Origin of the sequence: Antiquaquibacter metalliresistens, from assembly GCF_029211225.1 — a bacterium.
Lineage (GTDB): Bacteria > Actinomycetota > Actinomycetes > Actinomycetales > Microbacteriaceae > Rhodoglobus > Rhodoglobus metalliresistens.
Map to the genome: position 1 here is coordinate 19,213 of NZ_JARGEM010000004.1, position 21,359 is coordinate 40,571.

A 21,359-nucleotide genomic window follows, 5' to 3' on the forward strand; every position below is an offset into this window, starting at 1 on the left:
CCGTGCAGCCCCGTACGCCGCGCGAGCTACCGTCGCCGAGCATCCGCAACCATGCGCTCGATCGCGGCGAGGGTGTCGGGCCAACTGTCGAACACGTGCGGGGAGCCGAGCCGCAGCACCCGGATGCCCCAGCTCTCGATCGTGATGTCCTTGCTGCGGTCCGCGATGAACGTCGCCTCATGGAATTGCCTGCCGTCGGTCTCGACACCCACGCATTCGTCGACGAGCAGATCGAGCGGTCCGGCACCGGGGACGATCGCCTGCGTGCGAACACGGTGTCCGGCATCCTGCAGTCTGAGCCTCGCGTGCGTCTCCAGCCCGGACTGGGCACCACGGTCCAACCGGGCGAGGGTCGCCCGCATCCAACGCGGGGCGAGCTCCCGCAACCGGCGCAGGCCGCGCTCGTCCAATTCGCGAAGGTGCAGGGCCGACTCGATGCAGGCGAGGGCGTCGTCGTGGTCGAGGCAGCGCATCGCCTGCAGCAGGGCATCCACGATCGACACCTCGAGTGGATGCTCGCCCGTCTCGTGTCGCCCGGCCCAGTGCACGACGGCTCCGATCGGCACGGCGCCGTGGTGGCGCCCCGCCTGCGCGCGCAGGTGCAGTCGGGCGTCGCGGATGCCGGACCACACCCCGCGCCGGGCCAGAGCGGTGACGCAATCGAGCCGGAGGCCCGCTCGCGCCGCAGTGAGTTGCACGGGTTCGAGGTGCGGGCATGCGTACACACCGCGCGCGGGCCGGAGGGCCCGCCCGACGGTAACGGCCCTCGCGAGCTCCCGCCGCGTGAGTCCGGCGGCGAGCAGGTCGCGCGTCGAGGCGACGTGGCCGAGGGAGCACAGGCGGTGCATCCGCCCAGCCTCGCGGGACGGATGCCAGCGCGCGTTCCCCGGCGGCGATCGGTGTCGTTCGCGCGCCTGCACTCGCGGTGGGCGAGAGGCCCCGGCATCGACGTGGTCGCGGTGCGCAACTGCACGGATCGCGGCGCGGCGCGGGCGCGTCGGCGCGCGGGGGCGGCGAGCCGCGCCGAATCCGTGCAGGGGCGCTCACCACGTCCCTCGGCGCCCGCACGTGTCACCCGGCGCGGCTACGCTGGTGACGTGGTCGCTGCCCTGTACCGCCGTTACCGGCCGGAGACGTTCGCCGAGCTCATCGGCCAGTCGCAGGTGACCGATCCGCTGCGCACGGCGCTGCGCACCGACCGGGTCAACCACGCCTACCTGTTCAGCGGTCCGCGCGGCTGCGGCAAGACCACGTCGGCGCGCATCCTCGCCCGCTGCCTCAACTGCGCCGAGGGGCCGACGGATACGCCGTGCGGGGTGTGCCCCTCCTGCGTGGAGCTCAGTCGGGACGGCAGTGGCTCGCTGGACGTCGTGGAGATCGACGCGGCATCCCACAACGGCGTCGACGACGCGCGGGACCTGCGCGAGCGCGCCGTGTTCGCCCCGGCGCGCGACCGGTTCAAGATCTTCATCCTCGACGAGGCGCACATGGTCACGCCGCAGGGCTTCAATGCGCTGCTGAAGATCGTGGAAGAGCCGCCGGAGCACGTGAAGTTCATCTTCGCGACCACCGAGCCCGAGAAGGTCATCGGCACGATCCGCTCGCGCACGCATCACTACCCGTTCCGGCTCGTGCCGCCCGCGCAGATGCTCGACTACGTGCAGCAGTTGTGCACGTCCGAGGGCATCGAGGTCGAGCCCGGTGTGCTGCCGCTCGTGGTGCGCGCCGGTGGCGGCTCGGTGCGCGACACGCTCAGCCTGCTCGACCAGCTCATGGCCGGCTCGGAGGCCCCGTCGGATTCGGGCACCGTGACGATCGAATACGAACGCGCGGTCGCCCTGCTCGGCTACACGCACGGCGCGTTGCTCGACGAGGTGGTCGAGGCCTTCGCCGCCCGGGATGCCGCGGCCGTCTTCTCCGCGATCGACCGCGTCATCCAGACCGGCCAGGACCCGCGGCGCTTCGTGGAGGACCTGCTCGAGCGACTGCGGGATCTCATCGTGGTCGCGGCGACCTCCGGCAATGCCGCGGCGGTGCTCCGGGGGGTTCCGCAGGACCAGCTCGACCGCATGACCGCGCAGGCGGCGAGCTTCGGTGCGGCCGAGCTCTCCAGGGCTGCGGATGCCGTCAACACCGCGCTCACGGAGATGACCGGCGCCACCTCGCCGCGACTGCACCTCGAGCTCATGGCGGCGCGCATCCTGGTTCCGGCCAGCGACGACACGGAGCGCGGTGCCCTCGCGCGCGTGGAGCGGCTCGAGCGCCGCATCGGGGTCGCGGATGCACCGGCGCAGGCGACCCCGACCGCTCGACCCGATGCGGCACCGACGCGAGGCGAGGCGGTGCCCGAGCCAACCGTGGCGACGGAGCCGACGGTCTCGCGGGAGGCGGCCACGGCGCCTCCCGCGAAGCCGCCGGTCGCGGCGCCGAAACCGGTGGGCCCCGTGACGCTGCAGCACGTGAAGGACTCGTGGCTGGAGATCCTCGACGTCGTCAAGGAGACCAAGCTCAACGCCTGGATGGTCGTCTACACGGCTCGCCCGCTCGAACTGCGCGACGGCAAGACCCTCGTGCTCTCGTTCCCGAGCCAGAAGGATGTCGACGCGCTCAAGCAGCCGGCGGCACCGGGCCAGGGCGTCGGCGAGCTGCTCAAGAAGGCGTTCGTGCAGGTGCTCGGTCTCGAGCCCGCGTTCATCGCCCGCGTGGATGCCGCGACCGCCCGCACCTCCGATGCCGAGGCCGCGCCCGCCGACCCCGCCCAGCCCCCCGCTGCCGCGCAGGCACCCGCCGAGACCGCGTCGTCGTCGCCCGCTGCGCAGCCGCCCGCCGCGCCGGCCGACCCCCCGCCCTCGGACGAGCCGCCGATGGACGAGCCGCCGGCCGACGACTTCCCGCCCACCGAGAGCGAGGGCTGGGCGGTCGCCGCGATCCCGGACGCCGCGCCGGCCCCGGCCCCGCAGAAGCCCGAGGCGAAGGCCGTGGTGCCCACCGCATCGAGCGAGCCGGCCCGCTACGGCGAGTCGGTCGTGCGCGAGCTGCTCGGCGCCAGCTTCATCGAGGAGCAGACCGTCGCGCCGCGCGTCGTACCGCGGGCGGAGGACTGATGTACGACGGCATCGTGCAGGAGCTCATCGACGAACTCGGTCGGCTTCCCGGCATCGGACCGAAGTCAGCGCAGCGCATCGCGTTCCACATCCTGCAGACCGAGAGCTTCGACGTCACGCGCCTGTCGGAGGTGCTGCGCGACGTGCGCGACAAGGTGCGCTTCTGCGACATCTGCGGCAACGTGACCGAGGAGAGCACCTGCTCGATCTGCCGCGACCCGCGTCGCTCGGCCGCGACCATCTGCGTCGTCGAGGAGGCGAAGGACGTCGTGGCGATCGAGCGCACCCGCGAGTTCAAGGGCCTGTACCACGTGCTCGGCGGTGCGATCAGCCCGATCGATGGCATCGGACCGGACGATCTGCGCATCAAGCAGCTGCTGTCCCGCCTCGCCGACGGCACGGTCACCGAGGTGATCATCGCGACCGACCCGAACCTCGAGGGCGAGGCGACGGCGACGTACCTCACGCGCCTGTTGCAGTATCCGAACCTGCGGGTCACGAGGCTGGCATCCGGTCTCCCGGTCGGCGGCGACCTGGAGTACGCGGACGAGGTCACGCTCGGGCGGGCCTTCGAGGGCCGCCGACTGGTCGAGAACTGAGCCTGCCCGAACCCCGGCATCCGCCCACGAGGTCAGGCTAGCGCTGTGCACGCCGTAAGATGGTGCGTCGCCGTCGTCCATCATCCGGAGTTCCAGTGAGCCTCATCGTCCAGAAGTTCGGGGGCTCATCGGTCGCCGATGCCGAGAGCATCAAGCGCGTCGCCAAACGGATCGTGGAGACCAAGAAGGCCGGTCACGACGTGGTGGTCGTCGTCTCCGCGATGGGCGACACGACCGACGACCTGCTGGAGCTGGCCGAGCAGGTGGTGCCGGTGCCGTCCGGTCGCGAGCTCGACATGCTGCTCACCGCCGGCGAGCGCATCTCGATGGCGCTGCTGGCCATGGCGATCAAGGGCCTCGGGGTCGAGGCCCGCAGCTACACCGGCAGCCAGGCCGGACTGATGACCGACGCACGGCACGGCTCGGCCCGCATCGTGGATGTCGCCCCCAAGCGGGTGCGCGACGCCCTCGAATCGGGCGCCATCGCCATCGTCGCCGGCTTCCAGGGCATCAACGCCCACGGCGACATCACCACCCTCGGCCGCGGCGGCTCGGACACGACGGCGGTCGCCCTCGCGGCGGCCCTCGGCGCCGAGGTGTGCGAGATCTACACCGACGTCGATGGCGTCTTCACCGCGGACCCCCGCGTCGTGCCCACCGCACGCAAGATCGACCGGGTCACCAGCGAGGAAATGCTGGAGCTGGCGGCAGCGGGGGCGAAGGTGCTCTACATCCGTGCCGTCGAATATGCGCGCCGGCACGGTGTGACGCTGCACGTGCGCTCGTCGTTCAACAACCACCAGGGCACGCTCGTCGTGAACCCGAAGGAAGGAGAGATCGTGGAAGAGGCGATCATCACCGGTGTGGCAGCCGACACGAGCGAGGCGAAGATCACCGTCGTCGGTGTGCCGGACGTGCCGGGCAAGGCCGCCCGCATCTTCACGATCGTCGCCGACACCGACGCGAACATCGACATGATCGTGCAGAACGTTTCCGCAGCGCTCACCGGGCTCACCGACATCTCGTTCACGGTGCCGAAGTCGGACGCGCAGAAGGTGATCACGGCACTGACCGCCCACCAGGACGAGGTGGGCTTCGATTCGGTGCAGCACGACGATCAGATCGGCAAGCTCGCCGTGGTCGGGGCGGGCATGCGCACGAATGCCGGCGTCTCCGCGAAGCTCTTCACGGCCCTCTCGGATGCCGGCATCAACATCGAGATGATCTCCACGAGCGAGATCCGCATCTCCGTGGTCACCCGCGCGGACCAGCTCGACGACGCCGTGCGAGTCGTGCACACCGCGTTCGGCCTCGACGGCGACGACGAGGCCGTCGTGTACGCCGGAACCGGCCGCTAAGCGGCGCTGGCTGGCAGTCTCTCGACGGCGGGCGCTGCGGCCGAGACCTAGAATCGAACGCATGACTAGCGGAGTACGAATCGGCGTCGTCGGCGCAACGGGACAGGTCGGCGCGGTGGTGCGCCAGCTTCTTCACGAGCGGGACTTCCCCATCGCCGAGATCCGCTTCTTCGCCTCCGCGCGCAGCGCCGGCACGACCCTCGAGTTCAAGGGCGAGCAGATCGTGGTCGAGGATGCCGCGACCGCCGATCCGACCGGGCTCGACATCGCGATCTTCTCCGCTGGCGCCACCACGAGCAAGGCGCAGGCACTCCGCTTCGCGGAGGCCGGCGTGCTCGTCATCGACAACTCCTCCGGTTGGCGCATGGACCCGGACGTGCCGCTCGTGGTCAGCGAGGTCAACCCGCACGCGATCGGCGAAGCCCGCAAGGGCATCATCGCCAACCCCAACTGCACCACGATGGCCGCGATGCCGGTGCTCAAGGTGCTCGACACCGAGGCCGGGCTGCAGCGCCTGATCGTCTCCACCTACCAGGCGGTCTCGGGCGCCGGGCTCAAGGGCGGGGAGGAGCTTCTCGCCCAGGCGAAGGCGGCCGTCGCACAGGATGCCATCGAGCTCGTGCACGACGGGGCATCCGTGGACTTCCCGGCCCCGAGCGCCTTCCCGAAGACGATCGCGTTCGACGTGATCCCGCAGGCCGGCAGCTTCGTCGACGACGACCTCTTCGAGACTGACGAGGAAAAGAAGCTGCGCAACGAGAGCCGCAAGATCCTCGAGCTGCCCGAGCTGCTCGTGAGCGGCCTGTGCGTGCGCGTGCCCGTCTTCACCGGCCACTCGCTGGCGATCAACGCCGAGTTCGCGAGCCCGCTGAGCGTCGAGCGCGCCAAGGAGTTGCTGAAGGATGCCCCGGGCGTGGTGCTCACGGACGTGCCGACGCCCCTCGAGGCCGCCGGCAAGGACCCGAGCTTCGTCGGCCGCATCCGCCAGGATGAGGGCGTGCCGAACGGCCGCGGCCTCGCGCTGTTCATCAGCAACGACAACCTGCGCAAGGGCGCGGCGCTCAACGCCGTGCAGATCGCCGAGCTCGTCGCCGCGCGCCTGAGCCCCGTCGACTAGCCGCCCCGCACGGGTGCGCTCGCGGGGGCCGGTAGAATCGAGGGCGTGAACACCCCCATCGACGTCGCCCTCGTCGGTGGCGGCATCATGAGCGCGACCCTCGGCGCCATCCTCAAAGAGCTTCAGCCCGAGTGGGACATCCGCATCTTCGAGCGTCTCGGCGAAGTCGCCGAGGAGAGCTCGAACCCCTGGAACAACGCCGGCACCGGCCACGCGGCGCTGTGCGAGCTGAACTACACCCCGCAGCGCGCGGACGGCACCATCGACATCGCGAGCGCGGTGAAGGTCAACGAGCAGTTCCAGGTCTCCCGGCAGTTCTGGGCGCACCTCGTGAAGATCGGCGCCATCCCGGAGCCCTCCGCCTTCATCAACGCGACGCCGCACATGAGCTTCGTATGGGGTCAGTCCAACGTCGACTACCTGCGCAAGCGCTTCGAGGCGCTGAAGGATCACCCGCTGTTCGCGGGTATGGAGTACAGCGAGGACGCTCGCGTCATCCGCTCCTGGGCGCCCCTGATGATCCCGGGCCGGGCGAAGTCCGAGCCGATCGCCGCGACCCGCATCGCCTCGGGCACCGACGTGGACTTCGGCGCCCTGACGCGCCTGCTCACCGGTCGCGTCGTCGATGCCGGCGGCACGTTCACACGGGGCACGCTCGTGACGAACGTCACGCGCCAGCGCGACCGCACCTGGAAGCTCAGCCTGCGCCACGACGTCGGCGGCACCCCGATGGAGCCGGTCACCGCGCGTTTCGTGTTCGTCGGCGCCGGCGGCTGGGCGCTCAATCTGCTGCAGAAGTCGGGCATCAAGGAGATCCGCGGGTACGGCGGCTTCCCGGTCAGCGGCGAGTTCCTGCGCACCGACAACCCCGAGGTCGTCGCGCGCCACACCACGAAGGTCTACGGCAAGGCCGCGGTCGGCTCGCCGCCGATGTCGGTGCCGCACCTCGACAAGCGCGTCGTGGACGGCAGCGGCAGCCTGATGTTCGGACCGTACGCCGGTTTCAGCCCCAAGTTCCTCAAGTCCGGCTCGGTGCTCGACCTGTTCGCCTCGATCCGCTGGCACAACCTGGTGCCGATGGTCGCCGCGGGCCTGCAGAACCTGTCGCTCGTGAGCTACCTGATCGGGCAGCTCGTCGCGCGGCCCTCGACGAAGTTCGCGGAGTTGCAGCGCTTCTACCCGGATGCCGACCCCGCCGACTGGTACCGCATCACGGCCGGACAGCGCGTGCAGGTGATCAAGAAGGACAAGAAGAAGCTCGGCGTGCTGCAGTTCGGCACCGAGGTCGTCGCGGCCTCCGACGGGTCGATCGCCGGCCTGCTCGGTGCCTCTCCGGGTGCGTCGACCGCCGTGCCGATCATGCTGCAGGTGATCGAGAAGTGCTTCCCCGACCGCATCGAGGGGTGGATGCCGCGGCTGACCGAGATGGTCCCGAGCTACGGCAGGCAGCTCTCCGACGACCCGAAGCTCGCCGCGAGCACGCTGGCGGACACGGCGAAGGCGCTCGGCATCCAGGCTTGACCTCGATTCGAACATATGTTCGAATCATCGGGTGCGATGGTCTGATCAGGAACTCGACGCCGAGAGTGCGAGCGCGCTCCCGGGCCTGGCGCGACTCTCCAACCTCGTGCGGTCGGTCACGACCCCCGAGTTCGCGGGCATGCGTTTTCACGAGGTGCTCGCGAAGTCCGCGCTCAACAGGGTGCCGGGGCAGAGTGCGATGCCGTTCGGTTGGACCATCAACCCGTATCGGGGGTGCAGTCATGCCTGCGTCTACTGCTACGCCCGCGGCACCCACCGCTACCTCGACCTCGACGCCGGGCGGGACTTCGACGGCGAGGTGATCGTCAAGGTCAACGTCGCGGAGGTGCTCGCGAAGGAGCTCGCGCGACCGACGTGGGGGCGGCACCCGGTCGCGCTCGGCACCAACACCGACCCCTACCAGCGGGCGGAGGGGCGCTACCGGCTGATGCCCGGCATCATCGCGGCGCTGGCCGACAGCGGCACGCCGTTCAGCATCCTCACGAAGGGCACGCTGCTGCGCCGCGATCTGCCACTGCTGGCCGAGGCCGCGGAGCACGTGAACGTCGATCTCGCGATGTCGATCGCGATCTACGACGACGAGCTGCAGCAGTCCCTCGAGCCCGGCACGCCGACGACGAGGGCCCGACTCGACACCGTGCGCGCGGTGCGCGATCACGGGCTCGAGTGCTCCGTGTTCCTGATGCCGGTGCTGCCGTACCTCACCGACACCGTCGAGCACCTCGACGCCGCCCTCCAGCAGGTGAAGGGCGCGGGGGCCACCTCGGTGCTGTACACGAGCCTGCATCTGCGTCCGGGCGCCCGCGAGTGGTTTCTCGAGTGGCTGCAGCGCGAGCATCCGCACCTCGTGGCGCGCTATGCCGAGGTCTACGGCACGAGTTCGTACGCGGCCAAGGGGTACCGCGAGTGGCTGGCGCGGCGCATGCGGCCACTGCTGCGCCGCTACGGGCTCGAGCGCAGCGCGGTGGACCCTTCGACCGGCGGCGTGCGCAGCGCGGCTCTGAGGGGCGCACGCGGGCTCATCGTCGCGGAGCTGCCGGCCACCCAGCCGACCCTGTTCTGACCTGTACCCCGAGAGCGGGGTACAGATCGTGCTCGTGTGGTGCCATAGTGGACTGCGGGAACAGGGGGAACCATGGCGGTCGACGATGCGGTGACGCACGACGTCGCTGCGCCGCGCGTGCGCCTGGCCATCCTCGACGATCACGAGGTGCTGCTCGACAGCCTCGCGACGTGGATCTCGAGCAATGCGCCCGACTTCGATCTCGTGTTGAGCGCGAGCACCTGGCTGCAGCTCGTGCACAGCCCCGCGTTTCCGACGGATCTGGTGTTCCTCGACTTCCAGCTTCGGGAGCCGGTCTCCATCGAGGCTCGCGTGCGCACCTGCCGCGCGGCCGGAGCGAAGGTGGTCGTACTCACCAGCCTCGACTCGAAGGAGTCGAGGGATCGCGCGTTGGACGCGGGGGCGGCGGCGTTCCTGTCGAAGTCGATGCCCATGCGCGAGGTCATGGATGCCGCGCGTGCCGTCATGGGCCTGCAGGTCAGCCCCGCCATCGCCCGCGAGGGGCGTCCCCGCACGAGCGGACTGCCGACGCAGTCGCGCCCGAAGCTCAGCGCGGGCGAGGAGCAGGCGCTCATTCTCTACACCTCGGGGCTCAGCACACCCGAGGTCGCGGAGCGCATGAACGTGCAGTACGAGACCGCGAAGACGTATCTTCGACGGGTGAGGGAAAAGTACTCGAGGGCCAATCGCCCCGCCAGCAAGAAGGCGGAACTCATCCGACGCGCGGCCGAAGACGGCTATCTGAACTGATGAGCAAGCTGTACTTCCGCTACGGAGCGATGAACAGCGGCAAGAGCACGGCGCTCCTGCAGGCCGCATTCAACTACGAGGAGCGCGGCCAGCGCGTGCTGCTGGCCAAGCCCGCCATCGACACGAAGGGCGAGGCGGCCATCGTCTCGCGGTTGGGCGTGACCCGTTCGGTCGACTTCACCATCGGCCCGGAGGAAGACCTCTACGAGGCGTTCCAGCGCGAGCGGCGGGGTGAGGTGGCGGTGAGCTGTCTGCTCATCGACGAGGCGCAGTTCCTCAGCGAGCAGCAGGTGGACGACCTGCTGCGGATCGCGATACTCGACAGCGTGCCGGTGCTCGCGTACGGCATCCGCACCGACTTTCAGACGGTGGCGTTCCCCGGCAGCCGGCGCCTGCTCGAGATCGCGCACTCGCTCGAAGAGCTCAAGACGATCTGCCGCTGCGGTCGCAAGGCGGTGTTCAACGCCCGCCAGGTGGACGGCCGGTTCATCTTCGACGGCGACCAGGTCGCGATCGACGGCGCGGATGTCACGTACGAGAGCCTCTGCGGTGCCTGCTACCTCGACGAGTCCGGCGGTGTGCTCAACAACGGCTGGCGCCCGAAGGCGGACTTCAGCTACCGCAGCGCACCGGATCCGGACTTCGCCTGAGGCCGCGTCCGCTCCGCCTCCGCAGAACACACCATTCGGGAGGACGGCGCGCCGTCTCGCCCGGGTGGATGCTTGCAGAAGCGGCGTGTCGTCCTCCGCAATGGTGGGCGACGACGGGGATGCGGCGCTCGGTTGCACGGCGCAGCCGACGACGCGGAGGGCCGGCCCCGAATCATCCGTGAAGGACGACTCGGGACGCGACTGCCAAACAAGTGTCGGGGTAGCGGGATTTGAACCCACGACCTCTTCGTCCCGAACGAAGCGCGCTACCAAACTGCGCCACACCCCGATGACCCGAGGGCCTCATCAAGAATAGCCGATATCTCCGGCCGTCAGTGTCACGATCACCGCTTCCGGTGGGCAGAAGAAGCGCACGGGCGCGTAGATCGACGTTCCGAGGCCCGCGCTGACCTCCAGATAGGCCGCGTGGCGGGCGTGGTGCCACACACTCAGCCCCTGCGCCTGCTCGCGTGGGATGTCGCAGTTCGTCACGAGTGCGGGCAGGCCGGGCAGCCGCACCTGGCCGCCGTGGGTGTGCCCGGCGAAGATCACGTCGGCACCGTAGGTGACGAAGGAGTCCAGCACGCGGCGGTACGGTGCGTGCGTCACGCCGATCGTCACGACATCGGGGCCCGCGCTGTCGTCCTGCCAGCCGACGTTCTCGCGCATCTCCTCGATCACGGTCGGCAGCCGGTCGAGCCGGTCCCAGCCGCGGTGCGCGTCGTTGACGCCGAAGAACTCGAGCCGCGAATCGCGGATCTCGATCGCCCTGGCCGCGTTGTTCAACGAGAGCCAGCCCAGATCGTGCTCGAAGTAGCGCTCGAGCTGCCCGGTGTCGAGGGTCGGCGACTTCTGCACGTGACCCGAGGGCCCGCCGAAGTAGGCGAACGGGTTCTTGGCCTGGGGGCCGTAGTAGTCGTTGGACCCGTTCACGAACACGCCCGGCACCCCGGCGAAGGCGGCGAACGCCGCCTCGATGCCGTCGATGCCGTCCGGGTGGCCGAGGTTGTCGCCGGTGTTCACGATGAGATCGGGCTCGTAGACCGCGAGCGATCGCACCCACTCCTGCTTGCGCCGCTGCCACGGCGCCATGTGCAGATCGGAGAGGTGCAGCACGGTCAGCGAACGCGCACCCGGGTCGAGGATCGGCAGGATGTCGTGACGCACCGTGAACCGGTTGCGTTCGACGAGCGCGCCCCAGGCCAGGGCGGCCGCACCCGCGGCTGCCACGGCCCCGAGGGCCGTGGCAGCCGGATGCCTGGGTCTGCCGGTCAAGGGCTGCAGGTGATCTTGCCGATGGACAGCGTCACCGCGACGCCGGGGATCACCTTGGTGCCCGGTGCGGGGTTGGATGCCTGCACCTTGTCGATGCGCGGATCACCCGGCAGCACCGCGGGGTCGCCGTTCAGCGGCTCGAGCACCACACAGGTCTGCGAGACGCTCGGATACTGGCTGCCCAGCGTGGATTGCGCCTGGCCGAAGGTGAACTGGGTGCCGTCACCGACGACATCCGGGAACGCCTTCATGTTCGCCTTGCTGGTGTAGACGGTCACGAGCGCGCCCTTGGCCGACTGGGTTCCTGCCGCAGGGTCGGTCTGCACGATCTTGCCGGCGTCGGCATCCGAGTCGACCTGACCGCCGTCGGCGAACGAGAAGCCGAGGCTCTCGAGCAGCGCCTTCGCGGCCTCCGGGGTGAGCCCGACGACGTTCGGGATCTCGGCACCGGAACCGGTGAGCAGGTTCGCCGCGGGCGCGGGCCAGTCGCCGCCGCCGTACTTGGCATTGGCGGTGCCGATCACGTTGCGCGTGATGATGTGCCGCAGCAGCTGTCCTCTGACGCCGTTGTAGCTGGCGTCGAACATGTCGTAGTCCCCGATGCTGTTACCGACCCACACCGCCATCGCGATGTTCGTGGTGGCCGAGGCCATCCAGGTCTGGTTGTTGCTGTCGGTGGTGCCGGTCTTGCCGAAGATCGGCACGCCGTCGCGCGGGTTCGCGTTCGCGGTCGCGCTCACGTTCAGCACCTGCTTGAGCACGTCGACCGCGGTCGCGGCGACCTCGGGCGAGAGCACGTTCTTGCACTCTGGCGTCTGGCCGGTGATCTCCTCGCCGGTGGGCTTGATCACGGTGTCGACGATGATCGGCTTGCAGTACTTGCCGAGCGCGGCGACCGTCGCGTAGGCCCCCGCCATGCTCAGCGGCGTGACGTAGTTCGTGCCGATGATCGAGCTGACGTTGGTCTCGAGTTCGCCGCCGTCGGCGCGCTCGACGCCGAGTCGCACTGCGACATCCCGGATGTCACAGAGGTCGAGCTGCTGGGCCATGCGGAAGTAGATGCCGTTGATGGACTGCACCGTGCCGTCACGGATCGTGTAGATGCCCTTCTCGTTGCTCGCGTTGCGGAAGGTGAAAGGCGGTCCTCCGGCGGCGTCGCCGCACACCTTGAACGACGACTGTTCCATGCGGCCCGGATCGGCCACGAGTCGTTCGTTCACGCCCTTGCCGGCCTCCATCCAGGCGAGGAAGGTGAAGAGCTTGTACGTCGAGCCCGGCTGGATGCCGTTCGAGCCGCCGTAGTTGTAGCTCGTGTTGTAGTTGACGGCCGAGTACTCGGGCCCGGGGGGCTCGAGGGAGTCGTCGAAGATCTTGTTCTCCGCCATGACGAGCACGCGTCCGGTGCCCGGCTGCACCGCCGAGATCGCGCTACCGAGCGCGAAGGTCGTCTCCGACGGGGGTGCATACGTCCAGACCTGGTCTTGCGCCGTGACCTGCACGTCCATGTCGAGCGTGGTGTAGAGCTTGTAGCCGCCGGCCTTCCAGGCGTCCTTGCGCTCCTGCTCGGTGGCGCCGAGGAAGGCGAAGTCCTTCACGCTCTTGACCACGTAGTCGCAGAACCACTTCGCGTGGTCGTTGGCGGCGATGCATCCGTTGGTCGGCGCCTGGAGCTTGACGAAGTTCTCGTCGACGGGAATGGCGATGGCCTCGTCGTACTCGGCCTGGGTGACGCTGCCGGCGTCCAGCATGGCGCCCAGGATGTAGTCGCGGCGGATCTGGTTCTCGCCGTAGTTCTCCGGGTCGGCCAGGTTGCGCTGGTTCGGGTACTGCACGATCGCGATGAGGCTCGCCGCCTGCGCGAGGGTGAGATCCTTCGCATCCACGCTGAAGTAGCGCTGCGCCGCGGCCTGGATGCCGTAGGTCGCGTTGCCGAAGTTGGAGATGTTCAGGTACGCGACCAGGATCTCCTTCTTCGTGTACTTCTTCTCGAGGCCGATCGCGAGCTTCATCTCCTTGAGCTTGCGGTCGAACGAGGTGGCGACGGCCTTCTCGTAGGCGGCCTCGACCTTCTCCGGGGTCTCCTCGTTGAGCGCGTCCTGGATAAAGGTGTTCTTCACGACCTGCATCGACAGCGTCGATGCGCCCGACTCGATGCCGCCGGCACCGATGTTGCCGAGCGCCGCGCGGATGAGGCCCGGCATGTCCACACCGCCGTGGTCGAAGAACCGGCGGTCCTCGCCGTCGACGGCCGCATCGAGGGCGTACTGCGAGATCTGGTCGTACGGCACCTCCTCGCGGTTCTGGTCGTAGACCGTGGCGATCTGCACCGGACCCGCGGCGGAGTTCGCGTAGATCTCGTTGCGCTGGGGGAGGTCGCCGATCTCCAGATACTCGGGCAGGCTGTCGAAGACGCCGATGGCGCTCGAGGCCGTGACCCCGGTCACGGCGATGGCGGGAGCGACCATGACGGTCACGAGCAGGCCGGCGAGGGCGCTGAACCCGAGGAGTCCGAGAATCGCGGAGAAGAATCCTCGACGCGGGGCTTTTTGGGCAGACATAAGATCAAGGGTACGGGATCACCCCGTGCGCCAAGCTGAACGGAAGCCGCCAATGCCGCAGTGGGAATACCTCACCACACCGCTCATGATCCACAACACCGCCGCGATCCTCAACAACTGGGGATCCGAGGGTTGGGAGCTCGTCCAGGTCGTCACGGGCCCCGAGGGCGGTCTCGTCGCCTACTTCAAGCGCCAGAAGGCGGCCGCCTGATGGCCGGCGTCGCCGCGCGGCTGACCGAGCTCGGTCTCGCGCTGCCCGCGGTCGCCGCACCGGTGGCCGCCTACATCCCCGCCGTCGTCAGCGGCAACCTGGTCTACACGTCCGGGCAGCTGCCCTTCGTCGACGGTGCGCTGCCGGCGACGGGCAAGGTCGGCGCCGGCGTGTCCGCGGAGGACGCCAAGGCCTACGCCGCCACGTGCGTGCTCAACGCCCTCGCCGCCGCGGAGGGCGCGATCGGGTCGCTGGATCGGGTCACCCGGGTGGTGAAGGTCGTCGGGTTCGTGGCATCCGACCCCGCGTTCACCGGGCAGCCGGGTGTGATCAACGGGGCCTCGGAGCTGCTCGGCGAGATCTTCGGCGATGCCGGGCGTCACGCACGCAGCGCCGTCGGCGTCGCGGTGCTGCCGCTGGACTCGCCGGTCGAAGTGGAGCTCGTGCTCGAGTTCGCCTGAGTCAGTCGGCGGTCGGCAGGGTCGCGAGGGCGGTTCCGCGCAGGGCGGAGCGCATCGCCTCGCGGTCGTCCCACGGGTACTCCGTGGTGCCGAACGCCATCGACTGTTCGTGGCCCTTGCCGCACGCGATCACGAGATCGCCCGCGCTGGCCTGCTCGCAGGCGTAGAGGATGGCGGCGCCGCGGTCCGGGACGACGACGTGGGTGCGCCCGCGTTCGCTGCCCGCGGCGGTGGCGGCGGCATCCATCTCGGCGAGGATCTCGTCGAGTGACTCGGTGCGCGGGTCCTCTGCGGTCAGCACCGTGAGGTCGGCCTGGGCGACCGCGACCTTCGCCATGAGCGCGCGCTTCTCGCGGTCGCGCAGGCCGGCGCTGCCGAAGACGACGATGAGCCGACCGCCCTCGCCGAGCATCTGCCGGCACACGCCGAGCACGGCGCCGAGCGAATTCGGGGTGTGGGCGAAGTCGACGATCGCCGTGAACGGCTGCCCCTCGTCGATGCGCTCGAGGCGACCGTCGATCGCCACCACGGCGTCGAGGCCGCGCTGGATCGCGTCGTCGTCGAAGCCGAACGCTCGCCCGAGCGTGATCGCGGCGAGCACGTTGGAGACGTTGAACCGCCCCAGCAGCGCCGTGCGGAACGGATGCCCACCCACCGTGAACCGCGTGCCCCGCGGCCCGTACTCCACCGCCTCGGCGCGCGTCTGTGCCGCGTCATCCATGCCGTACCGCAGCACCGTCGCGCCGGCCGCGAGCTCGGCGAAGTAGCCGGCGTTCTCGTCGTCGGCGTTCACGACGGCGATGCCCCCCGCGGCCCGCTCGAACAGGATGCCCTTGGCATCGCGATAGGCCTCGAAGGTGCCGTGGTAGTCGAGGTGCTCGTGGGTGAGATTGGTCATCACCGCCGCATCGACCTCCACCCCGTTGAGCCGCCCCTGGGCCAGGCCGTGGCTGGTCATCTCCACCACCACGTGGGTGAGGCCGTTGCGCACCATCTGGGCGAGCAGGCTCTGCACCTGGGGGGCGCCCGGGGTGGTCACGTGCAGGCCGACGTCGGTGGTGGCATCCCCGGTGTCGGCGTTGAGGGTGGTCATCAGCCCGACCCGGCGGCCCAGGCCGGCCTCGAGCACGGCGCGCACGAGGGTCGAGGTGGTGGTCTTGCCGTCCGTGCCCGTGACCCCGACGACGGTGAGGTGCCGGGAGGGGTTGCCGTGGTACTCGGCGGCGAGGTATCCCACCGCCTGTTGGGCGTCGCGCACGCGGGCGTACGGCACGGCCAGCCCGCTGATCTCGCGCTCGCCCACGATCGCGACCGCTCCCGCGGCGATGGCGGCCGGGATGAAGTCGTGGCCGTCGCGACCGAGGCCCACGCGAGCGACGAACACCGCACCGGGATGCACCTCGCCGCTGGCCTCGACGACGGGAGCGGTGACCTCGGCGTCGCCGTTCGAGTCGAGCAGCATGCCGGGAGGAAGGGTGGCGAGCAGGGTGGAGAGACGGGCCGCCATGATGCAGCCAGTGTACGGCGCCCCGAGTGCCGGCGCCGCTCGACCACCGGGGCCGTCGAGACCCGGTGGTCGAGCGTGCCGCGACCTACTGCAGCTTGTCGCTGATGATCTGCATCACCGAGGTGTCGGCGAGCGTCGTCGTGTCGCCGATCTCGCGGCCCTCGGCAACATCCTGCAGCAGACGCCGCATGATCTTGCCCGATCGAGTCTTCGGCAGCTCGGCGACGACGAAGATCTCGCGCGGCCGGGCGATGGCGCCGATCGCGGATGCCACGTGGGCGCGCAACACGGTCGAGGCCTCCTCGGCGGTCTCGACGTCCTTCTGGTTCGCTTTGAGGATCACGAAGGCGACGACGGCCTGACCGGTCGCCTCATCCGCGGCCCCCACCACGGCGGCCTCGGCGACCATGTGGTGCGAGACGAGCGCGGACTCGATCTCCTGCGTGGAGAGCCGGTGTCCGGAGACGTTCATCACGTCGTCCACGCGGCCGAGCAGCACGATGTCGCCGTCCTTGTCGACATGCGCGCCGTCGCCGGCGAAGTACTTCCACACGCCGTCCTTCGAGAACCGCGACCAGTAGGTCTCCAGGTAGCGATCCGGGTCGCCCCAGATGCCGCGCAGCATCGCCGGCCATGGCTCGCTCACGACGAGCAGGCCACCCTGCGGCGGGTCGACCCGGGTGCCCTCGTCGTCGAGGATGTCGATCTTGATCCCCGGGATCGGTACCTGCGCCGATCCGGGCTTCAGGGTCGTGATGCCCGGCAGGGCGCTGATCATGATGCCACCGGTCTCGGTCTGCCACCAGGTGTCGACGATCGGCGCGACGCCGCTGCCGATGATCTCGCGGTACCAGATCCACGCCTCCGGGTTGATCGGCTCGCCGACCGAGCCGAGCACGCGCAGGCTCGACAGGTCGAAGCTCTTGGGGATCTCTCGGCCGAGCTTCATGAACGAGCGGATCGCGGTGGGCGCCGTGTAGAAGATGCTCACCCCGTACTTCTGGATGATCTCCCACCAGCGACCCGGATGCGGCGTGTCCGGCGTGCCCTCGTAGAGCACCTGGGTCGCACCGTTCGCGAGCGGACCGTAGACCACATAGCTGTGGCCGGTGATCCAGCCGACGTCCGCCGTGCACCAGTAGACGTCGGTCTCGGGGTGCAGGTCGAAGACGTTCTTGTGGGTGAAGGCCGTCTGCGTCAGGTAGCCGCCACTGGTGTGCAGGATGCCCTTCGGTCGGCCCGTCGTGCCCGAGGTGTAGAGGATGAACAGCGGGTTCTCGGCCTCGAAGGCCTCGGCCTCGTGTTCAGCCTCGACCTTCGCGACCTCCTCGTGCCACCAGAGGTCGCGGCCGTGCTTCCATTCCACGTCGTTCTCGCCGCGCTTGACGACGAGCACGTGCTCGACGGTGGAGTCGCCCGAGGCGAGTGCGGCATCCACCGCGGTCTTCAACGGGAAGACCTTGCCCTTGCGCCAGCCGCCGTCCGCCGTGATGACCACCTTCGCGGCGGCATCATCGATGCGGCTGCGCAGGCTCTCCGCGCTGAAGCCGCCGAACACGACGGAGTGCACGGCGCCGAGGCGCGCGACGGCGAGCATCGCGACGACCGCCTCCGGGATCACCGGCAGGTAGATCGCGACCCGGTCGCCCTGACCGATGCCGAGCGCCGCGAGGGCGTTCGCCGCGCGCTTGACCTCGGCGGTGAGCTCCGCGTAGCTGATCGAACGGCTGTCGCCCGGCTCGCCCTCCCAGTGGATCGCGATGCGGTCGCCGTTGCCCGCCAGCACGTGGCGGTCGAGGCAGTTGTAGGCGACGTTGAGCTTGCCGTCGGCGAACCAGCGGGCGAACGGCGCGTTCGACCAGTCGAGGGTCTGCGTGAACGGCTCGTGCCAGTGCACGTACTCGCGGGCGCGGTCCGCCCAGAAGCCCAGCCGGTCGGCCTTGGCCGCCTCGTAGAGCTCGGGGCCGGCCACCGCATCGGCCGCGAACTCCGGCGAGGGTGGGAAGTGGCGGGTCTCGGTGAACAGGCTTTCAATCGAATGTGCGGACATCGTTATCCCTGCGATCTCGCGCGGTGGCCAGGATCCCGCGAAACGGTGAACAGTGCTGACTGAACATCCTAGTAACCTCCCATTGACCTCAGGGTCACCGGCGGTAGACTTGGCGCGTCATGCGCAAGTGTGACGAGCGACCCGAGTGATTCCCCCCAATCCCGGCGTCGCTGTGGCGGCGCCTGTTCCCCCCAATAGGCGCCGCCCCTCTCGTTAACGCCGGGTGCCGACGACCGGATGCGCACAGCTTTCGCGCGACCGTCGTTGCGGGCGCGACGAGCGGCTTACTGTTCCGACGTGCACGCATCGCCCTTCGTCGCCAGCCCACCGGGAGCCGAGCCGGCGCCGCCGCGCATCGACCGCGAGCGCTTCGGTGCGCTCGCGCGGTTCGTCGCGGACGCGAAGGTGACGGACGTGTTCGTCAACGGTCCGGGCGAGGTCTGGGTCGACCGCGGCGCCGGCTTGGTGCGGGAGCACGTGATGCTCACCGAGTCCGAGGCGCGTGATCTCGCCGTCTCGCTCGTGGCCGCCGGCGGGCGGCACATCGACGAGGCGACGCCGTGCGTCGATGTGCGGCTCGGCGAGGGCATCCGGGTGCACGCGGTGCTCCCGCCGCTCGCGCCGCGCACGTTGCTGTCGATCCGCGTGCCGCATTCGACGCCGCTCGGCCTCGACGAACTCGACGCGCAGGGGTTCTTCGCCGCGGTCGGGGTGCAGCGGGTGCGGGCGCTCGTCGCGCGTCGCGCGAATCTGCTCATCACCGGTGCCGCCGGCTCAGGCAAGACCACCCTGCTCGCGTCGCTGCTGGGCGAGGCCGCGGAGACGGAGCGCATCGTGGTGATCGAGGATGTCGCGGAGCTGCGCATCCGGCACCCCCATGTCGTGACGCTCGAGGCCCGCCAGCCCAACCTCGAGGGCGCCGGGGGCATCGGCGTGGCTCGTCTCGTGCGCGAGGCGCTCCGGATGCGCCCGGACCGACTCGTGCTCGGCGAATGCCGCGGCGAAGAGGTTCGCGACCTGCTCGCCGCACTCAACACCGGCCACGACGGCGGGGCCGGCACCCTGCACGCGAACTCGCTCGCCGACGTGCCCGCGCGGCTCGAGGCGCTCGGTGCGCTCGCCGGGCTCGGGCCCTCCGCCATCGCACGGCAGGCGGTGAGCGCGTTCGGCGCGGTGCTGCATCTCGAACGCGACGGCGGCGGGCGTCAGCTGGCGTCGATGGGTTCGCTCGGGCTCGACGAGCACGACAGGCTCACGGTGGTGTCGCTGTGAGCACGGCTCCGTCGCTGACCGAGGTCGCCACCGTCACGCAGCGGCTCGCGGTGCTGCTGGCCGCGGGTGTCGCACCGGCGTCCGCGTGGCGGTTCGTGGCCGAGTCCTCTGCGTCGTCGGTACCGGCGGCGGTGGTGGAGCAGGGCGATGTCGCGGGGGCGATCGCCGCGGCATCCGCGGATCTGCCTGGGCTCGAACGGCAGGGCTGGAGCGGGCTGGCCGCCGCCTGGGCCGTGGCGACCGAGGCGGGCGCGCCGCTGGCGGCGACGCTGCGCGAGTACTCAGCATCGCTGCGCTCGCTCGCCGACGCCCAGCGGGACGCCGCGGTGGCCCTCGCCTCGCCGCGGGCGACCGCGCGGGTGGTGCTCGTGCTGCCGCTGGTGGGCGTCGTGTTCGGCGCGCTCATGGGCTTCGGCACCCTGGCGGTGCTGTTCGCCTCGCCCGTCGGCTGGGCGTGCCTGGCGGTGGGCGCGGGCCTGATGCTCGCCGCACGGGCATGGAACCAGCGACTGGTGCGCTCCGCGCAGCCACGGGATGCCGCAGCCGGACTCGACCTCGATCTCATGGCGATCGCGGTCAGCGGCGGTGCCGCGCTCGACCGCTCCCGCGCGCTCGTCGCCGCCGTGACCGCGCGTTTCGGCATCGAGGCGCCGTCGGACCGCATCGAAGACGTGCTCGATCTCTCGCAACGTGCAGGCGTGCCCGCCGCGGAGCTCCTGCGCGCCGAGGCCGAGGAGATGCGACGCGATGCCAGGGCCCAGGCGCAGCGTGCGGCGGCAGCACTGTCGGTGCGGCTCATGTTGCCGCTCGGCATCTGCGTGCTGCCGGCGTTCCTCGTGCTGGGCGTGCTTCCGCTGATGATCGCGGTGCTCTCATCCACAGTCGGCTCGTTCTGAACGGGTGCGCAGTTCGGCTGCCGTCGCCCACCGGTCGGCGCGCAGGCGCGAGCATGGTGGTGCTCGGGCCGGAGAGAGGAACGATCATGATTCGACCCCTGACCCGCCGCCTCCTGCAGGAGCGCGGCGCCGCCACCGCGGAGTACGCGATCGCGACCATGGCCGCGGTCGGCTTCGCCGGCCTGCTCGTGGTGATCCTGCGCTCCGAGGAGGTGCGCGGCATGCTCACCGATCTCGTGCGCACGGCGCTGTCGATCCCGGGATGATCGCCGCCGACCGCGGCAGTGTCACGGCGGAGTTCGCCATCGCGCTGCCCGCCCTCATGGTGGTGTTGGCATGCTGCCTCGCCGGCATGCAGGTCGCGGGCGCACAACTGCGTCTGCAGGATGCCGCGGCCGCCGCCGCCCGTTCGCTGGCCCGCGGCGAACCGCCCGCGGTGGCCGCGCAGCTCGTGCCCGGCGCCGCGGTGTCCCGCAGCGCCGACGGAGACCTGGTGTGTGCCACGCTGTCGGTTCGGGCGTCGGGCATGCTCCCGCTCGGGCTGCAGGCGACCAGCTGCGCACTCGGCGGTGGCCGGTGAGCGGCACCGTGGTCACGGTCGGGCTGGCCGCGGGGCTCGTCGGCCTCGCGGGCATGTACCTGCCGGTGTACGCCGCACTGGCGACCCGGCAGGCCGTCGCGGGCGCGGCGGATGCCGCAGCGCTCGCCGCAGCGGACGTCGCCGTCGGCATCCACCCGGGCTACCCGTGCGAGGCGGCGGAGCGGGTGGCGACCGCCAACGGGGCGTCGCTGCTCGAGTGCGAGCTCGACGGACTGGTGGCGAGCGTGACGGTGGGGCGCGGCATCCTCGGCATTCCGGTGACCGCCAGCGCCACCGCCGGGCCGCCGCGCTGAACCCCCGATTCGACAGGATCACTGTCGAGGTGTGTATGGTGTCGCTGGCGAC

Annotated in this window: 20 protein-coding genes and 1 tRNA gene; 15 read left to right on the forward strand and 6 right to left on the reverse strand. The window is 70.2% G+C overall.

What is annotated here, in order from left to right; genetic code table 11:
- Positions 1-26: 26 nt before the first annotated feature.
- Positions 27-848, reverse strand: a complete 822-nt coding sequence (locus PYV02_RS08180; RefSeq protein WP_275758006.1) for a type IV toxin-antitoxin system AbiEi family antitoxin domain-containing protein — start codon at positions 846-848, stop codon at positions 27-29.
- A gap of 249 nt (positions 849-1,097) precedes the next feature.
- Here PYV02_RS08180 and PYV02_RS08185 point away from each other — a divergent pair, with 249 nt between their 5' ends.
- From PYV02_RS08185 to PYV02_RS08220, 8 genes are all read left to right on the forward strand, one after another.
- A complete protein-coding gene (locus PYV02_RS08185; RefSeq protein WP_275758008.1) occupies positions 1,098-3,104 on the forward strand; it encodes a DNA polymerase III subunit gamma and tau in 2,007 nt (668 codons plus the stop codon).
- Positions 3,104-3,703, forward strand: a complete 600-nt coding sequence (gene recR, locus PYV02_RS08190; protein WP_275758010.1) for a recombination mediator RecR — start codon at positions 3,104-3,106, stop codon at positions 3,701-3,703. Before PYV02_RS08185 ends, recR begins: the two co-directional genes overlap by 1 nt.
- Before the next feature lie 95 nt (positions 3,704-3,798).
- Entirely contained in the window at positions 3,799-5,061 is a 1,263-nt protein-coding gene (locus PYV02_RS08195) for an aspartate kinase (RefSeq protein WP_275758012.1), read from the forward strand.
- A 61-nt stretch (positions 5,062-5,122) separates the two neighbouring features.
- Positions 5,123-6,178 (forward strand): aspartate-semialdehyde dehydrogenase, encoded by a 1,056-nt coding sequence (locus tag PYV02_RS08200; RefSeq protein ID WP_275758015.1) that lies wholly within the window; start codon positions 5,123-5,125, stop codon positions 6,176-6,178.
- A gap of 45 nt (positions 6,179-6,223) precedes the next feature.
- Positions 6,224-7,699, forward strand: coding sequence for a malate:quinone oxidoreductase (locus PYV02_RS08205; protein ID WP_275758017.1), 1,476 nt, complete (start codon positions 6,224-6,226; stop codon positions 7,697-7,699).
- Between the two features lie 31 nt (positions 7,700-7,730).
- A complete protein-coding gene (locus PYV02_RS08210) occupies positions 7,731-8,783 on the forward strand; it encodes an Rv2578c family radical SAM protein (protein ID WP_275758019.1) in 1,053 nt (350 codons plus the stop codon).
- 72 nt (positions 8,784-8,855) lie between these two features.
- Positions 8,856-9,533, forward strand: a complete 678-nt coding sequence (locus tag PYV02_RS08215; protein ID WP_275758021.1) for a response regulator transcription factor — start codon at positions 8,856-8,858, stop codon at positions 9,531-9,533.
- The gene (locus PYV02_RS08220; RefSeq protein ID WP_275758023.1) at positions 9,533-10,183 is read left to right on the forward strand and encodes a thymidine kinase; all 651 of its coding nucleotides are present in this window, start codon (positions 9,533-9,535) and stop codon (positions 10,181-10,183) included. Before PYV02_RS08215 ends, PYV02_RS08220 begins: the two co-directional genes overlap by 1 nt.
- A gap of 215 nt (positions 10,184-10,398) precedes the next feature.
- Here PYV02_RS08220 and PYV02_RS08225 read toward each other — a convergent pair.
- From PYV02_RS08225 to PYV02_RS08235, 3 genes are all read right to left on the reverse strand, one after another.
- A tRNA-Pro gene (locus tag PYV02_RS08225) sits at positions 10,399-10,472 on the reverse strand.
- A 17-nt stretch (positions 10,473-10,489) separates the two neighbouring features.
- Positions 10,490-11,458 carry a metallophosphoesterase gene (locus PYV02_RS08230; protein ID WP_275758025.1) on the reverse strand — a complete coding sequence of 323 codons (969 nt, stop codon included), beginning with the start codon at positions 11,456-11,458 and terminating at the stop codon, positions 10,490-10,492.
- Positions 11,455-14,016 (reverse strand): transglycosylase domain-containing protein, encoded by a 2,562-nt coding sequence (locus PYV02_RS08235; protein ID WP_275758027.1) that lies wholly within the window; start codon positions 14,014-14,016, stop codon positions 11,455-11,457. The genes PYV02_RS08230 and PYV02_RS08235 overlap by 4 nt, the downstream gene beginning before the upstream one ends.
- Before the next feature lie 52 nt (positions 14,017-14,068).
- On the opposite strand from PYV02_RS08235, the gene PYV02_RS08240 reads away from it, so the two are divergent.
- Both PYV02_RS08240 and PYV02_RS08245 read left to right on the forward strand, forming a co-directional pair.
- Entirely contained in the window at positions 14,069-14,227 is a 159-nt protein-coding gene (locus PYV02_RS08240) for a Sp36 family protein (RefSeq protein ID WP_275758029.1), read from the forward strand.
- Positions 14,227-14,688: a RidA family protein gene (locus tag PYV02_RS08245; RefSeq protein WP_275758031.1), complete on the forward strand. Its 462-nt coding sequence runs from the start codon at positions 14,227-14,229 to the stop codon at positions 14,686-14,688. Before PYV02_RS08240 ends, PYV02_RS08245 begins: the two co-directional genes overlap by 1 nt.
- Before the next feature lies 1 nt (position 14,689).
- On the opposite strand, the gene PYV02_RS08250 is transcribed toward PYV02_RS08245, so the two are convergent.
- Positions 14,690-16,195 carry a UDP-N-acetylmuramoyl-L-alanyl-D-glutamate--2,6-diaminopimelate ligase gene (locus PYV02_RS08250; RefSeq protein ID WP_275758033.1) on the reverse strand — a complete coding sequence of 502 codons (1,506 nt, stop codon included), beginning with the start codon at positions 16,193-16,195 and terminating at the stop codon, positions 14,690-14,692.
- A gap of 85 nt (positions 16,196-16,280) precedes the next feature.
- Positions 16,281-18,245 (reverse strand): acetate--CoA ligase, encoded by a 1,965-nt coding sequence (gene acs / locus PYV02_RS08255; RefSeq protein WP_275758035.1) that lies wholly within the window; start codon positions 18,243-18,245, stop codon positions 16,281-16,283.
- Positions 18,246-18,542: 297 nt separating this feature from the next.
- Between acs and PYV02_RS08260 the strand changes: the two genes are divergently transcribed.
- The 5 genes from PYV02_RS08260 to PYV02_RS08280 all read left to right on the forward strand — a co-directional run bounded on the left by PYV02_RS08260 (position 18,543) and on the right by PYV02_RS08280 (position 21,307).
- Positions 18,543-19,517 carry a TadA family conjugal transfer-associated ATPase gene (locus tag PYV02_RS08260; protein WP_420833603.1) on the forward strand — a complete coding sequence of 325 codons (975 nt, stop codon included), beginning with the start codon at positions 18,543-18,545 and terminating at the stop codon, positions 19,515-19,517.
- Positions 19,514-20,413 (forward strand): type II secretion system F family protein, encoded by a 900-nt coding sequence (locus PYV02_RS08265; protein WP_275758036.1) that lies wholly within the window; start codon positions 19,514-19,516, stop codon positions 20,411-20,413. The genes PYV02_RS08260 and PYV02_RS08265 overlap by 4 nt, the downstream gene beginning before the upstream one ends.
- Before the next feature lie 86 nt (positions 20,414-20,499).
- Complete coding sequence (locus PYV02_RS08270) at positions 20,500-20,679, forward strand: DUF4244 domain-containing protein (protein ID WP_275758038.1); 180 nt, start codon at positions 20,500-20,502, stop codon at positions 20,677-20,679.
- Positions 20,676-20,993, forward strand: coding sequence for a TadE family type IV pilus minor pilin (locus PYV02_RS08275; protein WP_275758040.1), 318 nt, complete (start codon positions 20,676-20,678; stop codon positions 20,991-20,993). Before PYV02_RS08270 ends, PYV02_RS08275 begins: the two co-directional genes overlap by 4 nt.
- On the forward strand, positions 20,990-21,307 hold the full coding sequence (locus PYV02_RS08280; protein WP_275758042.1) for an Rv3654c family TadE-like protein: 318 nt from the start codon (positions 20,990-20,992) through the stop codon (positions 21,305-21,307). The genes PYV02_RS08275 and PYV02_RS08280 overlap by 4 nt, the downstream gene beginning before the upstream one ends.
- Positions 21,308-21,359: the final 52 nt, after the last annotated feature.

Coding starts and splice junctions, on each gene's coding strand:
- PYV02_RS08180 (WP_275758006.1), bottom strand. CDS start 848: ATGCACCGCCTGTGCTCCCTCGGCCACGTCGCCTCGACGCGCGACCTG.
- PYV02_RS08270 (WP_275758038.1), top strand. CDS start 20,500: ATGATTCGACCCCTGACCCGCCGCCTCCTGCAGGAGCGCGGCGCCGCC.
- PYV02_RS08220 (WP_275758023.1), top strand. CDS start 9,533: ATGAGCAAGCTGTACTTCCGCTACGGAGCGATGAACAGCGGCAAGAGC.
- recR (WP_275758010.1), top strand. CDS start 3,104: ATGTACGACGGCATCGTGCAGGAGCTCATCGACGAACTCGGTCGGCTT.
- PYV02_RS08250 (WP_275758033.1), bottom strand. CDS start 16,195: ATGGCGGCCCGTCTCTCCACCCTGCTCGCCACCCTTCCTCCCGGCATG.
- PYV02_RS08275 (WP_275758040.1), top strand. CDS start 20,676: ATGATCGCCGCCGACCGCGGCAGTGTCACGGCGGAGTTCGCCATCGCG.
- acs (WP_275758035.1), bottom strand. CDS start 18,245: ATGTCCGCACATTCGATTGAAAGCCTGTTCACCGAGACCCGCCACTTC.
- PYV02_RS08235 (WP_275758027.1), bottom strand. CDS start 14,016: ATGTCTGCCCAAAAAGCCCCGCGTCGAGGATTCTTCTCCGCGATTCTC.
- PYV02_RS08240 (WP_275758029.1), top strand. CDS start 14,069: ATGCCGCAGTGGGAATACCTCACCACACCGCTCATGATCCACAACACC.
- PYV02_RS08200 (WP_275758015.1), top strand. CDS start 5,123: ATGACTAGCGGAGTACGAATCGGCGTCGTCGGCGCAACGGGACAGGTC.
- PYV02_RS08215 (WP_275758021.1), top strand. CDS start 8,856: ATGGCGGTCGACGATGCGGTGACGCACGACGTCGCTGCGCCGCGCGTG.
- PYV02_RS08245 (WP_275758031.1), top strand. CDS start 14,227: ATGGCCGGCGTCGCCGCGCGGCTGACCGAGCTCGGTCTCGCGCTGCCC.